Annotated in this window: 12 protein-coding genes and 1 pseudogene; 7 read left to right on the top strand and 6 right to left on the bottom strand. The window is 63.3% G+C overall.

What is annotated here, in order from left to right:
- Positions 1 to 224: 224 nt before the first annotated feature.
- Together ACFFU4_RS17800 and ACFFU4_RS17795 are read left to right on the top strand one after the other, a co-directional pair.
- Positions 225 to 317: pseudogene (locus ACFFU4_RS17800) on the top strand (ATP-binding protein); the annotation flags it as partial.
- A gap of 72 nt (positions 318 to 389) precedes the next feature.
- Complete coding sequence (locus ACFFU4_RS17795) at positions 390 to 803, top strand: transketolase C-terminal domain-containing protein (RefSeq protein WP_377071238.1); 414 nt, start codon at positions 390 to 392, stop codon at positions 801 to 803.
- Between the two features lie 121 nt (positions 804 to 924).
- On the opposite strand, the gene ACFFU4_RS17790 is transcribed toward ACFFU4_RS17795, so the two are convergent.
- The 6 genes from ACFFU4_RS17790 to ACFFU4_RS17765 all read right to left on the bottom strand — a co-directional run bounded on the left by ACFFU4_RS17790 (position 925) and on the right by ACFFU4_RS17765 (position 7,350).
- Entirely contained in the window at positions 925 to 2,070 is a 1,146-nt protein-coding gene (locus ACFFU4_RS17790) for an iron-containing alcohol dehydrogenase (protein ID WP_377071237.1), read from the bottom strand.
- Positions 2,071 to 2,131: 61 nt separating this feature from the next.
- A complete protein-coding gene (locus ACFFU4_RS17785; protein WP_377071236.1) occupies positions 2,132 to 3,493 on the bottom strand; it encodes a glutamine synthetase family protein in 1,362 nt (453 codons plus the stop codon).
- Positions 3,494 to 3,567: 74 nt separating this feature from the next.
- Positions 3,568 to 4,605, bottom strand: a complete 1,038-nt coding sequence (locus ACFFU4_RS17780) for a TRAP transporter substrate-binding protein (RefSeq protein WP_377071235.1) — start codon at positions 4,603 to 4,605, stop codon at positions 3,568 to 3,570.
- 51 nt (positions 4,606 to 4,656) lie between these two features.
- Entirely contained in the window at positions 4,657 to 5,979 is a 1,323-nt protein-coding gene (locus ACFFU4_RS17775; protein ID WP_377071234.1) for a TRAP transporter large permease, read from the bottom strand.
- Positions 5,969 to 6,574 carry a TRAP transporter small permease subunit gene (locus ACFFU4_RS17770; protein WP_377071233.1) on the bottom strand — a complete coding sequence of 202 codons (606 nt, stop codon included), beginning with the start codon at positions 6,572 to 6,574 and terminating at the stop codon, positions 5,969 to 5,971. The genes ACFFU4_RS17775 and ACFFU4_RS17770 overlap by 11 nt, the downstream gene beginning before the upstream one ends.
- Positions 6,574 to 7,350, bottom strand: a complete 777-nt coding sequence (locus tag ACFFU4_RS17765; RefSeq protein WP_377071240.1) for an N-formylglutamate amidohydrolase — start codon at positions 7,348 to 7,350, stop codon at positions 6,574 to 6,576. The genes ACFFU4_RS17770 and ACFFU4_RS17765 overlap by 1 nt, the downstream gene beginning before the upstream one ends.
- 187 nt (positions 7,351 to 7,537) lie before the next feature.
- Between ACFFU4_RS17765 and ACFFU4_RS17760 the strand changes: the two genes are divergently transcribed.
- The 5 genes from ACFFU4_RS17760 (at position 7,538) to ACFFU4_RS17740 (ending at position 12,626) form a co-directional block, all read left to right on the top strand.
- Entirely contained in the window at positions 7,538 to 8,404 is an 867-nt protein-coding gene (locus tag ACFFU4_RS17760) for a MurR/RpiR family transcriptional regulator (RefSeq protein WP_377071239.1), read from the top strand.
- 131 nt (positions 8,405 to 8,535) lie between these two features.
- On the top strand, positions 8,536 to 9,606 hold the full coding sequence (locus ACFFU4_RS17755) for an extracellular solute-binding protein (RefSeq protein ID WP_377071232.1): 1,071 nt from the start codon (positions 8,536 to 8,538) through the stop codon (positions 9,604 to 9,606).
- A gap of 166 nt (positions 9,607 to 9,772) precedes the next feature.
- Complete coding sequence (locus ACFFU4_RS17750) at positions 9,773 to 10,897, top strand: ABC transporter ATP-binding protein (RefSeq protein ID WP_377071231.1); 1,125 nt, start codon at positions 9,773 to 9,775, stop codon at positions 10,895 to 10,897.
- A 3-nt stretch (positions 10,898 to 10,900) separates the two neighbouring features.
- Positions 10,901 to 11,764 (top strand): ABC transporter permease, encoded by an 864-nt coding sequence (locus ACFFU4_RS17745; protein ID WP_377071230.1) that lies wholly within the window; start codon positions 10,901 to 10,903, stop codon positions 11,762 to 11,764.
- 13 nt (positions 11,765 to 11,777) lie between these two features.
- Complete coding sequence (locus ACFFU4_RS17740; RefSeq protein WP_377071229.1) at positions 11,778 to 12,626, top strand: ABC transporter permease; 849 nt, start codon at positions 11,778 to 11,780, stop codon at positions 12,624 to 12,626.
- Positions 12,627 to 12,866: the final 240 nt, after the last annotated feature.

The raw sequence follows: 12,866 nt of genomic DNA, 5'->3' as shown, positions 1-12,866 counted from the left end.
AGCCGTGGGACGAGTCCGTCCGGGGAAAGCGGAACCACGGCCATCACCCGTTTTGTGCAACAGAGCCTCCGGCCACCGCCGATGGCCCCGGGGGCCAACAACTACATCTAAATCCGTGAGAAAATCCGTTGAGCGCTCCATGGAGAAAATTTCTGCCAAACTACACCGCGCAGGGACTCGCAGATCATATGCTCACAAGGAAGGTGGCATCAGAACACCGGTTACGATTGACCCACCATTTCAGTATTCTCGAGATGAACGGTGAGAGCTACAGGCGTGTCCAGAGTCGCGCCCGGAAAGCCAATGCTGGCACCTGATCACCCGTGACAGGATTGATCCTGCGGGCCAATGCGCCATGGCACGCGCCAGCTATGTGGGGAGCGCGCGCCATGGCGCTTGGCGCCCCGCCACTGGCCTGGTTTTGCGCCGCCACGTGGCCGGTTTTGTCTCCGCCGTTGACACGGGAGGGTATCAGCGCGAGTCTTGCCGATGCCCGCTTTGCAATGTCCCTTGATACGGATCTCCTGATGCGCCTAGTGGACGGCCACCGTGCCCTGGTCACGGTAGAGCAGGGCGCCAAGGGCCGGTTCGGCTCCATCGTCAAGCATGAACTGGCCCGGCGCGGTGCGTTCGACACCGGCCTGATCCTTCGCAACATATGCCTGCCCGGCCGGTTCATCGAACAGGCGACTCCAGAAGAGATGTACGAGGATGCAGGCATGACCGACGCGGATATCGCCGCGCGGGTCCGCGATGCCCTGAAACCGCAAAGCCGCCGGGTCGTGCCGCTGCGCCGCGTCTGACGCGGCATCCTTGACCCCCGTTGCCGTTTGCGTGCTGGCCCCGCTGCATCGCCCGCACCGGTTGGGGCTGGTGCCGGTACAGCCGTGCCCCCAATCGGACGTGCGGCCTTTCCCGCCCTGTCTACATCGCGGCATTGAAAAGCGCGGTGAGGTTCTCCTCAGTCAGCGTGACAGGGTTGCCGCCGCAGGACGGGTCCTTGATCGCACCCTTGACGAGTGCGGGGACAGCATCCGCGGTCACGCCAAGCGCAGCAAGGCCGAGGGGCACGCCGAGGCTCTGGTTGAACCGGTCCACGAAGCTGCGGAAACCCGCGAAACCGCCTTCGAGCCCCAGGTAACCGGCAGCCCGGTCGAACCGCGCACTGATCGCCGGCGCGTTGAGGTCAAGCACGGCCGGCATGCACACGGCATTCGTGGTGCCGTGATGGGTATTGAAATGCGCGCCAACGGGATGGCTCATGGCGTGGATGGCACCCAGCCCCTTCTGGAACGCGGTGGACCCCATCGCCGCCGCGCTCATCATGTGGGCGCGGGCCTCGATGTCGTCGGGGGTGTCGAAGACGCGGGGCAGGTTCTCGATCACCAGCCGCATCCCTTCGAGCGCGATGCCCTGGGACATCGGGTGGTAATGCGGGCTCGAGAACGCCTCGACGCAATGCGCGAAGGCGTCGAGCCCCGTTCCCACGGTGATCGCAGGCGGCATGCCGACTGTCAGTTCCGGATCGCATATCACGGTGGCGGGCAGCATTTTGGGGTGAAAGATGATCTTTTTCTCGTGGGTTTGCGAATTCGTCAGCACCCCGGCACGCCCGACCTCGGACCCGGTCCCGGCGGTCGTGGGCACGGCCACGATCGGTGCGATGGCGGACGCGTCGGCGCGGGTCCACCAGTCTCCGACATCCTCGAAATCCCAGACCGGCCGGGTCTGTCGGGCCATGAAGGCCACGCATTTGCCGAGGTCGAGCCCCGAGCCGCCGCCGAAGGCGATCACCCCGTCATGCCCGCCGGAGTGAAAGGCGTCCACGCCGGCGGCAAGGTTGATCTCGTCGGGGTTGGGATCGACATCGGCAAACATGGCCGCCTCCAGCCCCGCCTTGCGCAGTATCCCGAGCGCAGTTTCAGTGACCGGAAGCGCGGCCAACCCCCGGTCGGTGATCAATAGCGGGCGGGTCATGCCGGCACCGGCGCAGGCATCCGGGAGTTCCGCGATCCGGCCAGAGCCGAAGCGGATGGCGGTGGGGTAGGACCAGTTTGCGGCGAGAGTCATGGGAATCCTTCTCGTGTGTCGGGCTGATTGCGAAATGGGTCATGTTTGCTTTCAAGGGCGGTCAGGCCCGCTCAAAACCGCGCTGAAGCTCGTATCCGGTGACGACGCGGTCGAAATCCTCCTGTTCGATTTCCGCCGCACGCGAGTAATGATCGACCACGTCGTTCCCGAGCGCCGCGCGCAGCATCGCCGAGTTGCGGAACGTCTCGGTTGCCGCGCGCAAGGTGTGCGGTACGTCGGGCACGTCGTCCATTCCGTAGACATCGCCCTTTACAGGCTCCGGCAGATCCAGCTCCTCGTCGATCCCGGCAAGACCGGCGGCCAGTTGCGCCGCGCAGGCCAGGTAGGGGTTCATGTCCGAGCCGGGAATGCGGCACTCGATGCGCACGCCCTTGCTGTCCTCGCCCACAAGGCGGAAACCGGCGGTTCGGTTGTCGATGGACCAGGTCGCCTTGGTTGGCGCGAATGTGCCGGGCACGAACCGCTTGTAGCTGTTGATATAAGGAGCCATCAGCAACATGCAGTCAGGCGCGTATTTCAAGAGCCCGGCGACATACCGGCGCATTGTCCGCGACATGCCATGCGCGCCGTCCGCATCGTGGAATACATTTTCACCATCCCCGAACAGCGACTGGTGGATATGCGCGGCGCTGCCCACCCGGTCGGCATGCCACTTCGGCAGGAATGTGGCGGCATGGCCATGCTGGTCGGCGATTTCCTTGACCGCGTGCTTGGCCAGCGTGTGGCGGTCACACGCCTCCAAAGCGTCGCCGTAGCGGATGTTGAGCTCTTCCTGCCCGATCTCGGCCTCACCCTTGGTGTTCTCGACCGGAATGCCCATGGCGTACAGCGCGTTGCGCACCGGGCGCATCACATGTTCATCCCGAGTGGTGAGCTGGATCGAGTAATCCTGATTGTATTTCACCAGAGTCGCGAGGTCACGGTAACCGCTGGCGCGGATCTCGTCATAGGAGCGCTGGAAGAGGAAAAACTCCAACTCGGTCGCCATCATCGGCGTCAGGCCCATGGCCGTCGCGCGTTCGATCTGCGCCTTGAGGATCTGGCGCGGGCTGTGCGGTACGGGACCGTGGGAATGATGATCGAGAAAATCGCACAAAACCATGGCAGTCCCCTCCAGCCACGGCACGGGGCAGAGCGTGGCCAGGTCCGGCTTCATCGTGTAATCGCCATAGCCCATTGCCCAGCTTGTCGCGGCGTAGCCGTCGGGCGTTTCCATCTCCAGATCGGTAGCCAGCAGGTAGTTGCAGCAATGCGTCTCTTCATGCCCCGCTTCGAGAAAGTTCGACACGTGGAACCGCTTGCCCACAAGGCGGCCCTGCATGTCCACCGCGCAGGCCAGCACCGTGTCGATCTCGCCGCTCGCGGCCTTGGTTTTCAGCGCATCCAGTGTCAGGGCAGTCATGGTCTTTCGCTCCATTCAGGCTTGGGAAAGGGGGCCCGGCACAGGCCCCCTTCTGGTCTCGGTTAAGGCCCCGCTCAGGTATAGCGGTAGGGGCGTCCGGCCTTTTCCATATCGGCGTTGTATTGCTTGAAGATCTCCACGACCTTGGCCTTGGTCTCGGATTGCGCCGCGATCTCGTCCCAGAATTCCCGCGCGGCGCTTTCCACCGTCGCCCATTCCGCATCCGGGATCGTGGTCAGCTTCATCTTTTCACCATTCACGCGCAGCCGCGCCTCACCGCCCCAATACCACCACTGGCGATAGTAGTGCGACTGTTCCATGCAGGTGGCGAGCAGAAGTTTGAGATCCTCCGGCAGTTCCTCCCAACGGCCCATATTGGCAAAGAAATGGCCAACCCATGCGCCCGAAATGTTGTTGGTCAGGAAGTAGTTGGTCACATCCGCCCAACCCACCGTGTAATCCTCGGTGATGCCCGACCAGGCGATGCCGTCAAGCTCGCCGGTCTGCACCGCGACCTCGATATCCTCCCAGGGCAGGGTCACGGGGACCACGCCGAACTGCGACAGGAACCGGCCCGCCGTCGGGAAGGTAAAGACGCGCTTGCCCTTGAGATCCTCCAGGCTGTGTATCGGGTCCTTGGTGGCGAAGTGGCACGGGTCCCACGACCCGGCGCTGATGTGCTTGACGCCGACCTTGGCGTATTCCTCGTCCCAGATCTCCTTGAGGCCATATTGGTTGAAGAGCACCGGCACATCGAGGCTGTAGCGCGAGCCGAACGGGAAATAGCCGCCAAAGACGGTGACTTCGGTCGGGCTTGCCATGCTGTCATCGTCGGATTGCACCGCGTCGATGGTGCCGCGCTGCATGGCGCGGAACAGCTCGCCCGTCGGCACCAGCTGATCGGCATAAAAGAGCTCGATCTGCATGCGGTCGCCCGCGATCTTGTTGAACGTGTCGATAGCCGGTTTTACCACATGCTCGGCCAGTGCTGCGCCGGCATAGGTCTGCATCCGCCAGGTGATCGTCGATTGTGCGAGCGCGGGGGCGGCGAGCGGGGCGGCCACTGCACCGGCACCGGCAGATTTCAGGAACTTGCGTCTTGTCGTCGTCATCGTTCTTCTCCTTGTTGCAATGATGGCCCCTTGGTCAGGGCTCTTCTGGGGTTATTTTCCGTATACGTATTCCGGTAGCCAGAGGGCGATCTGCGGAAAGATCATCACCAGCGCCAGCGCCACCACCATCACGCCCACGAAGGGCACGATGGAGCGGTAGATGTCGCGCAACCCGATCTCGGGCGGGGCCATGGCGCGCATCAGAAACAGGTTATAGCCGAACGGCGGTGTCATATAGGCAATCTGCGTGGTGATCGTGTAGAGCACACCATACCAGATCAGGTCGAAGCCGAGCGCCCCCACCAGCGGCACGTAGAGCGGGGCGACGATCACCAGCATCGCGGTGTCGTCCAGGAACGTGCCCATGATGATGAAGCTGAGCTGCATCAGGATGAGGATCATCCACGGGCTGAGATTGAGCGTCTCGGTGAACAGCCCCTCGATGGCGTTCACCGCTCCCAGCCCGTCGAAGATCGCGCCAAAGCCGAGTGCCGCGAGGATGATCCACATGAACATGCATGAAATCGCCAGCGTACTGCGCACCGTCGTCTCGAACACCGCCCGCGTCATCCGTCCCTTGAGCACGGCGGCAAGGAAGGCGGCCAACGCACCGATGGCCGAACTTTCCACCAGCGAGGTCCAACCCTTGACGAACGGCACCATCATCACCGCGAAGATCATCAGCGGCAGCAGCCCCGCGCGCAGCAGGCGCAGCTTTTCGGACATCGACACGTTGCGCTCGTCTTCGGGCAGAACCGGGCCGAGATGCGGCTGAATCCGGCAGCGGATATAGATATAGAGGATGAAGAGCGAGGCCATGAGCAGCCCCGGGATGACCCCCGCCAGCCACAACTGCCCCACCGGCTGGCGCGCGATCATCGCGTAGAGCACCAGCACCACCGAGGGCGGCACGAGAATACCCAGGGACGACCCGGCCTGCACGACGCCGGTGACCATTATCTTGTCGTAGCCGCGCCGCAGCAATTCCGGCAGGGCGATGGTCGCGCCGATCGCCATGCCCGCGACGCTCAGCCCGTTCATCGCGGAGATCAGCACCATCAATCCGATCGTGCCGATGGCCAGACCGCCCCGTACCGGCCCCATCCAGACATGGAACATCTTGTAAAGATCGTCGGCGATGCGGCTCTCGGACAGGACATAGCCCATGAAGATAAACATCGGCAGCGTCAGCAAGGGATACCATTTCATCAGTTTCATCGCCGCCGAGAACGGGATTTCCACACCTCCCGTACCCCACAGAAGCACCCCGGCGAGTGCCCCCACGAAGCCGATGGCGCCGAAGACGCGCTGTCCGGTCATCAGCATCAGCATCATGCCGGCAAACATGATCAGCGCGATCATTTCATGCGGCATCGGGTTCGCCCCCGCTCAGCCGTTCGAGATCACGGAAGAATTCGGCGATGCATTGCAGGATCATCAGCAGCACGCCGACACACAGTACGACCTTGATCGGCCAGATCTGCGGTCGCCAGGCGGTCGGGCTGCGTTCCAGAAATCCGATCTTCTCGCGTGCGCCGCTGAGTCCATCGGTCAGGAAGGTCGCGAACAGGTCGCCGAAGAAAACGAAGGGATCGGATCCGAAATAGCCCAGCGAATACGCGGTCGAGCTTACCGCGCCCAGGAACAGTATCACCAGGTAATAGAGCAGGAAGAAGATCGTGACCGCGTCGACCCACGCCTTGGTCCGCGGTGACCAGTCGCCATAGAACAGGTCCATCCTTACGTTCGATCCCAACTGGATCGAATAGGGCCCTCCCAGGACATAATAGGCCACCATGACGAATTGCGCGGTTTCCAGGGTCCATGCGGCAGGCGCCAGGAACGACTTGGAGAACGAGGACCACAACAGCACGCCCATCAGAACGAACACAAGGTACATCGTCATTCGCCCGAGCCAGCGGTTCATCCGGTCGATGGCACGGATGTAACGTTTCATCGCCCTATGCATCATGCGTCACCATGAGCTTTAACTCGGCCGGGGCCGGCCAGGGCCGGGCAGAGCAGGTCAAGCAGTTCCCTGGCGGCTCCGTCCTGATCGGCGGGGGTTGCGATCAGGTCGTTGCGCAGTTCGATCATCACGTTCGGCAAGCCGCCCGCGACTCCGTGCAGGCGCAGCGTGTGGGTGACGCCATCTGCGGGACCGTAAGGCGCGTTGCGCTCGATCCGGCGCTCTGAAATGTCCGCGCCCCGCGCCAGTATCGCGTCGGCGAGGCGGCTGTCATCGTCGTGAAGGATGCCGATTTCCACGTCGCGGGGCCGGCCCAGCCAGGTGGGTGTGAAACTGTGAATGGTAACCAGGGCGAAGCGGTGCCCGGCCTTGCGGCGTCGGTCCAGAAGGTTGGTCAGCGCCCGGGTGAAAGGGTCATAGACCTGCCTTACCCGCGCGGCGCGCTCGGTGGCGTCCAGCCCGACATTGCCCGGCACCTCGATGAATTCGGTTCTTTCCGGCATGGCGCCCGGTGCGCCGGGCGGGCGGTTGCAATCATGCACCAGACGCGAGATCCGCCCCGAGATCATCGGCGCATCCAGTGCCATTGCCACGCGCCGCGCCACCGCCTCGGCGCCGGGATCCCACGCGGCATGGCTCTGTCTTGCGTCCTCGCTCAACCCGAGCCCGTGATACTCCGCCGGAATGTGATTCGAAGCATGTTCACATACGATGACCGCCGGGCCGGTGCCGCCGGCGCTCAGGATTTCAAAGGCGTCATCGTCATTTCCGGCCATCCTTACCCCCGTTTCTGGAAAAAGCTTTCCACGTGATACGTTTTGCGTCAATATTTTTCCAGAAACGCGGTAGAAGAAATCCGGTTCGGCAGGCCGCACCGTAAATTCCGCCTGTGACACCATCGCAAGAGGTCTTTCCGTGACCGACGATCCCCCCACCGACCCGCACGTCGCTTCACCAGGCCCGATGGCCGCCGTCACACCGACGGTACGCCAATTGTTGCGCAGCCATTACCGGGAGTTGACACTGTCCGAGCGCAAATTCGCCAATGCACTGGTGCAGGATTATCCCAATGCCGGGCTCGCCTCGATCACCGCCGCGGCCGAGAGGGCGGGTGTTTCGGCACCGGTGGTGGCGCGGATGGTGCAGAAACTGGGCTTCAAGGGATATCCGCAATTCCACCAGGCGCTCCTGCAAGAGCTTCAGGCCAAGGTTTCGGGGCCGACGGAGCGCCGCGCCGTATGGGCCACGGAAGCGCCGGAATCGCATATGCTGAACCGGTTCGCCGGCGCGGTGACGCAGAACCTTACCCAGACCTTCGCCAATGTCGACACCGCGCAGTTCGATGCGGCCGCGCGGCTGCTGGCAAGTGATGCGGGGGTCTACATCGTCGGAGGCCGGATCACGCGGTCGCTGGCCGAGTATGCCTTTACCCATTTCCAGGCCATCCGCGAAGGCGTCACCCACCTGACCTCGTCTCCGGCCACGTGGCCGCATTACGTGCTGGACATGGAAGATGGCGATGCGCTGCTGATCTTCGACATGCGGCGATACGAGGAGAACCTCCTGCGTCTGGCCGAAATCGCGTCGGAGAGGCGGGTGCGGGTGATCCTGGTGACCGACCAGTGGGCAAGCCCGGTCGCGGGACTGGCCGAGGCGACGTTTCATTGCTGGGGTGAAATCCCGTCGGCCTGGGATTCCAACATCGCCACGCTGTCGCTCGTCGAGGCGCTCATCGCCGCCACCCAGGAGGAACGCTGGCCCGAGGCGCGTGAGCGTTTCGAACAACTCGACAGCCTTTTCGAAATGACGCGCCTCTTTCGACGACCGTGAAAGATCGTTCAAGGGACACTGAAATGGAGACCGCGAAAGGAGGACTTGCTTTTCATCAAACCGTCACCGATCCTGCGTTAACACACAAAAACGAACAAATCCGACCATGCTGCAACAATCAGGGAAAGCAAATGAAACACTCCACCTACCTGACATGCGCCGCGGTCCTCACCGGATCTCTGGCGCTCGTGCAACCGGCCGCGGCAGAAACGCTGCGCCTGCTGACATGGGGCAACTACGCGCCCGAAACCGTCATCGCCAAGTTCGAGGAAGAGACCGGCCATACCGTTGAAGTCACCCTGTCGAACAATGAGGAAATGATCGCCAAGCTGCGCGCCACCGGCGGCGGCGGGTTCGACCTTGCCCAGCCCAGCCAGGACCGGATTACCGGGCCGCAGATGGAATTCGGCATCTACAAGCCGATCGACCTGTCACAGATCGACGAGAGCCGGTTCATTCCCTCGATGCTGGCGGCAACCAAGGGCAATACCACGGTGGACGGCAAAGTCTATGGTGTGCCCCATGTCTGGGGCACGAGCGGACTGGTGGTGAATACAGCCGAGGCGCCGGATGTCACCGATTATACCGATCTCTGTGTCGATGCGGTGGCGGGCAAGGTGTCCTACAGGCTCAAGCGCCCGACGCTGATCGGCTTCGCCTTCGCGATGGGCATGGACCCTTTCGCCGCCTATGACGACGCCGATACCTATACGGAAATCATGGAGAGCGTGGGTGAGAAGCTCATTGATTGCAAACCCAACGTCAAGGCGTACTGGGGCGGCGGTGACGAGCTCATGAATCTCGTTCGCTCGGGCGAGGTGGTTGCCTCAATGGCCTGGGATACCGGCGGCTGGAAGCTGAATGCCGACAATCCCGACATTACCTTCGTGGCCCCCGAAGCCGGCGCGCTGGGTTGGATCGACACTTTCGTGCTGCCCGCCAAAGGCCGCGCCGACGAGGCCGCTTATGACTGGATCAACTTCGTCATGCAGCCCGAGATTGCGGCGATGATCACCGACACGGCAGGCAATTTCACAGCGTCGAAGGGAGCTGACGAATACGTTTCGGCCGATCTCAAGGCGCGCTATCAGGCGAGCTTCCCGCCCGAGGCCGTGGACAACATAAAGTGGTATCCGCCGGTGCCGGCCGGGCTCGAGGCGATCGAGGGCGGCATCCTGGACCGGGTCAAGGCGGCGCAGTAAACGCCGCCTCCGCGCCCGCCTGCGCGATCAGGGCAGGCGGGCGCGGCCATGCCGGCCGACGGTCGTCGGGGGGGGTGATCGCTAAACCGGCCGGGTCCGGCATGAAACCACATTATTGTCCCGACACGCATGAATTCGCGCCCCGCGCGCAGGAGGTATCCGCCCGATGAGTGCACCCGATCTGGAATGCAGTGCGCTGGTGAAACAATTTGACGGCGTGACGGCGGTGGACGACGTGTCCTTCACTGTGCCACGCGGGTCGTTCTTCTCGATTCTGGGGCCGTCGGGCTGTGGCAAGACAACGATCATGCGGATGATCGCCGGCTTCCTTGAACCGACATCCGGAGATATCCGCATCAGGGGCGGTTCGGTCATTGACGTGCCGCCCAACAAGCGCAACGTGAACATGGTGTTTCAGCATCTCGCGCTGTTCCCGATGATGAACGTGGCCGACAATATCGGTTACGGCCTTCGTCGAAAGCGCCTGCCACGCGCCGAGATCGCGCACCGGGTCGATGCCGTGCTTGAGCGGATCGGCCTGCCGGGGATCGGCCCGCGCAAGGTGGCCGAACTTTCGGGCGGACAGAAGCAGCGCGTTGCCATCGCCCGCTGCATGGTCCTGGAACCCGATGTGCTGCTGCTGGACGAGCCGTTGGGTGCACTGGACCTGAAGCTGCGCGAACGCATGAAAATCGAGCTAAAGGCGTTGCAGGCCGATTTCGGCACCACCTTCGTCTACATCACCCACGACCAGTCCGAGGCGCTGGTGATGTCGGACCGTATCGCGGTGATGAATGCCGGCCGGTTCGAGCAACTGGGCAATGCGCGCGACCTCTATTACCGCCCCGAGACGGCCTTCGTCGCCGGGTTCGTGGGGGATTCCAATCGCTGGCGCGGGCGTGTCGCGCGGGTGTCGGGCGGGATTTCCGAGATGCAGGCCGACGACGGGCTGACTCTCCGGGCCGCGCTGCGCGGCGTTTCCGCAGCGGGTGACCGGGCCGAAATTTTCGTGCGGCCCGAACTGGTCCTGCCGGGGCACGACCCGGCCGAACTGGCCGGCTGTGACAACCGGCTGTCGGGCGAGGTGACCGATATCCTTTTCAACGGCGCAGCCAGCCGCGCCCTTCTGCGTTGCGTTGAAACCGGGACCGTTCTCGAAATGGCGTTGCCGCAATCGGGCCGCTTCGCCGGGTTGGGGCGCGGCGACCGGGTGCAAGTTGGCTGGGCTGCGGATCAAGCCGCCTGCTTTCCCGAACGCGGTCCCGAGGCCGGCATCTCCGGGGCGAGCTGAATCATGCGCGCCGGAACCCGCCTCGGCTTCGTCCTGCTGATCGCGCCGTTGCTGCTGTGGCTGGTGCTGCTGATCGTGATCCCGCATATCGACCTGGCGCTGCTGTCGCTGCGCGAACGAGTCGGCGTGGGAGAATACGCGGTCAGCATGGCCAACTACCGCACTTTCCTTGATGAGCCGCTCTATCTCTGGACTTTCCTGCGCACCGCCGTGATGGCGGTTCTGGCCACCGCGATCACGCTGGTGATCGGGTTTCCGGTGTCGTTTTATATCGCCAAGATCGCCCGCGGCCGGGTGCAGTCGGCGCTTTTCCTGCTGTGCCTGGTGCCCTTCTGGGTGTCCGAGCTGGTGCGCACCTTCGGCTGGATGATCCTGCTGCGCGAGACCGGCCTGATATCGGGACTGCTGCAATGGCTGGGCCTGACCGATCGCCCGGTCGAGATGCTGTACAACGACGCGGCGATGATGGTCGGGCTGGTTTACACCTCGATGCTGTTCATGGTGGTGCCGCTGGTCACGACGCTGGAATCGCTGGACGACGGCATCATCGAGGCGGGTTATGACCTGGGCGGATCGGGGCCGAGCGTGCTGCGCGAGATCGTCATCCCCCACGCCGTGCCCGGCATCGTCGCGGGCTCGATTGTGGTGTTCATGCTGAGCCTCGGCAACTACCTGACGCCGACGATGCTGGGCGGCAAGGACAGCCTTTGGTTCACTGAGCTGATTTATTCGCAGTTCATCGTCCGCTTCAACTGGGAGCTGGGCGCGGCTTTCGGGTTCCTGCTGCTGGTGCTGTCGTCGGTAATCGTCTGGGCGATGCTGCGGCTGACCGGGCAGACGCTGGAAAAGACGATGGGGTCCGAATGAGGGGGCACGCACGATGATTCCGTCGATGCCGCGCCCGCGCGCCTATCGCCTGATCTACGGCGCTTATGTCACGCTGTTCTTCGTCTATCTGGCATTGCCGCTGGCGGTGGTGGCCGTCTTTGCCTTCAATGACAGCGTTTTCCCCGCGCTGCCCTGGGAGGGCTTCACCTGGAACTGGTTCTTCGGCGATACGCGCCCGCAGGTCGGGGTGTTCCACGAGCGGCGGATCCTGAGGGCGATCGGCACCTCGGTGCTTGTGGGCGCCTGTGTTTCGGCGCTGTCGCTGGTGGTAGGCACCAGCAACGCCTTCCTCTTCAACCGCTACCGGTTCCGTGGGCGCGGGCTGCTTTATGTTCTGATGCTCCTGCCGCTGGTGATCCCGGGGATCGTCCTGGGTATCTCGATCCTCGTGTTTTCCTCGACCGTGGCGAACGCGGCCTGGGATGCCTGGGAATGGGATCTGGTGGCGCTGCGCCCGGGGCTGGTGCTGGTGATCCTGGGGCAGTTTTCCTTCATCACCACGATCGCCACTCTGGTGATCTCGGCGCGGTTGCAGAAGTTCGACCGCAGCCTTGAGGAGGCGGCGCTGAACCTGGGCGCCGGACGGCTGACGGCGGTGCGCACGGTGACTCTGCCCTTCCTGGCGCCGGCGCTGGTGGGGGCTTTCGTCGTGGCATTCCTGATGAGTTTCGAGAATTTCAACACCACATTGATGCTCGTGGGGTCGGACGCGCCTCTGACAATCGCCATGTTCGATCGTCTCAAGGAAGGCTCGACACCGCTGCTGAACGCGGTGTCGCTGCTGCTGATGCTGGGATCGAGTATGCTGGCCCTGACAATGATCGTGTTTCAGCGCCGGTAGCGCGGGATGCGCCGGGGGGCCGCGCGAAAGACGGGCAAGGCTTGTGTCCTTTGACAACGGCCCGGTTCACGGGGGCATCACGGCAGGACAAGCCCCGGGCACGACGGCTGGTCCGACCGTACTGAAAGTTATCTCCGCGAAGGGTGAATGAAAACGCGCGGCGTATCAGTGGACTCTGTTGCACAAAACGGGTGATGGCCGTGGTTCCGCTTTCCCCGGACGGACTCGTCCCACGGCTGC

This window comes from Roseovarius ramblicola, assembly GCF_042430665.1.
In the GTDB taxonomy this organism is placed as follows: domain Bacteria; phylum Pseudomonadota; class Alphaproteobacteria; order Rhodobacterales; family Rhodobacteraceae; genus Roseovarius; species Roseovarius ramblicola.
This window is presented reverse-complemented; position numbering and strand designations above follow the sequence as displayed.

Coding starts and splice junctions, on each gene's coding strand:
- ACFFU4_RS17765 (WP_377071240.1), bottom strand. CDS start 7,350: ATGGCCGGAAATGACGATGACGCCTTTGAAATCCTGAGCGCCGGCGGC.
- ACFFU4_RS17780 (WP_377071235.1), bottom strand. CDS start 4,605: ATGACGACGACAAGACGCAAGTTCCTGAAATCTGCCGGTGCCGGTGCA.
- ACFFU4_RS17775 (WP_377071234.1), bottom strand. CDS start 5,979: ATGCCGCATGAAATGATCGCGCTGATCATGTTTGCCGGCATGATGCTG.
- ACFFU4_RS17785 (WP_377071236.1), bottom strand. CDS start 3,493: ATGACTGCCCTGACACTGGATGCGCTGAAAACCAAGGCCGCGAGCGGC.
- ACFFU4_RS17750 (WP_377071231.1), top strand. CDS start 9,773: ATGAGTGCACCCGATCTGGAATGCAGTGCGCTGGTGAAACAATTTGAC.
- ACFFU4_RS17770 (WP_377071233.1), bottom strand. CDS start 6,574: ATGCATAGGGCGATGAAACGTTACATCCGTGCCATCGACCGGATGAAC.
- ACFFU4_RS17790 (WP_377071237.1), bottom strand. CDS start 2,070: ATGACTCTCGCCGCAAACTGGTCCTACCCCACCGCCATCCGCTTCGGC.
- ACFFU4_RS17755 (WP_377071232.1), top strand. CDS start 8,536: ATGAAACACTCCACCTACCTGACATGCGCCGCGGTCCTCACCGGATCT.
- ACFFU4_RS17760 (WP_377071239.1), top strand. CDS start 7,538: ATGGCCGCCGTCACACCGACGGTACGCCAATTGTTGCGCAGCCATTAC.
- ACFFU4_RS17795 (WP_377071238.1), top strand. CDS start 390: ATGGCGCTTGGCGCCCCGCCACTGGCCTGGTTTTGCGCCGCCACGTGG.
- ACFFU4_RS17740 (WP_377071229.1), top strand. CDS start 11,778: ATGATTCCGTCGATGCCGCGCCCGCGCGCCTATCGCCTGATCTACGGC.
- ACFFU4_RS17745 (WP_377071230.1), top strand. CDS start 10,901: ATGCGCGCCGGAACCCGCCTCGGCTTCGTCCTGCTGATCGCGCCGTTG.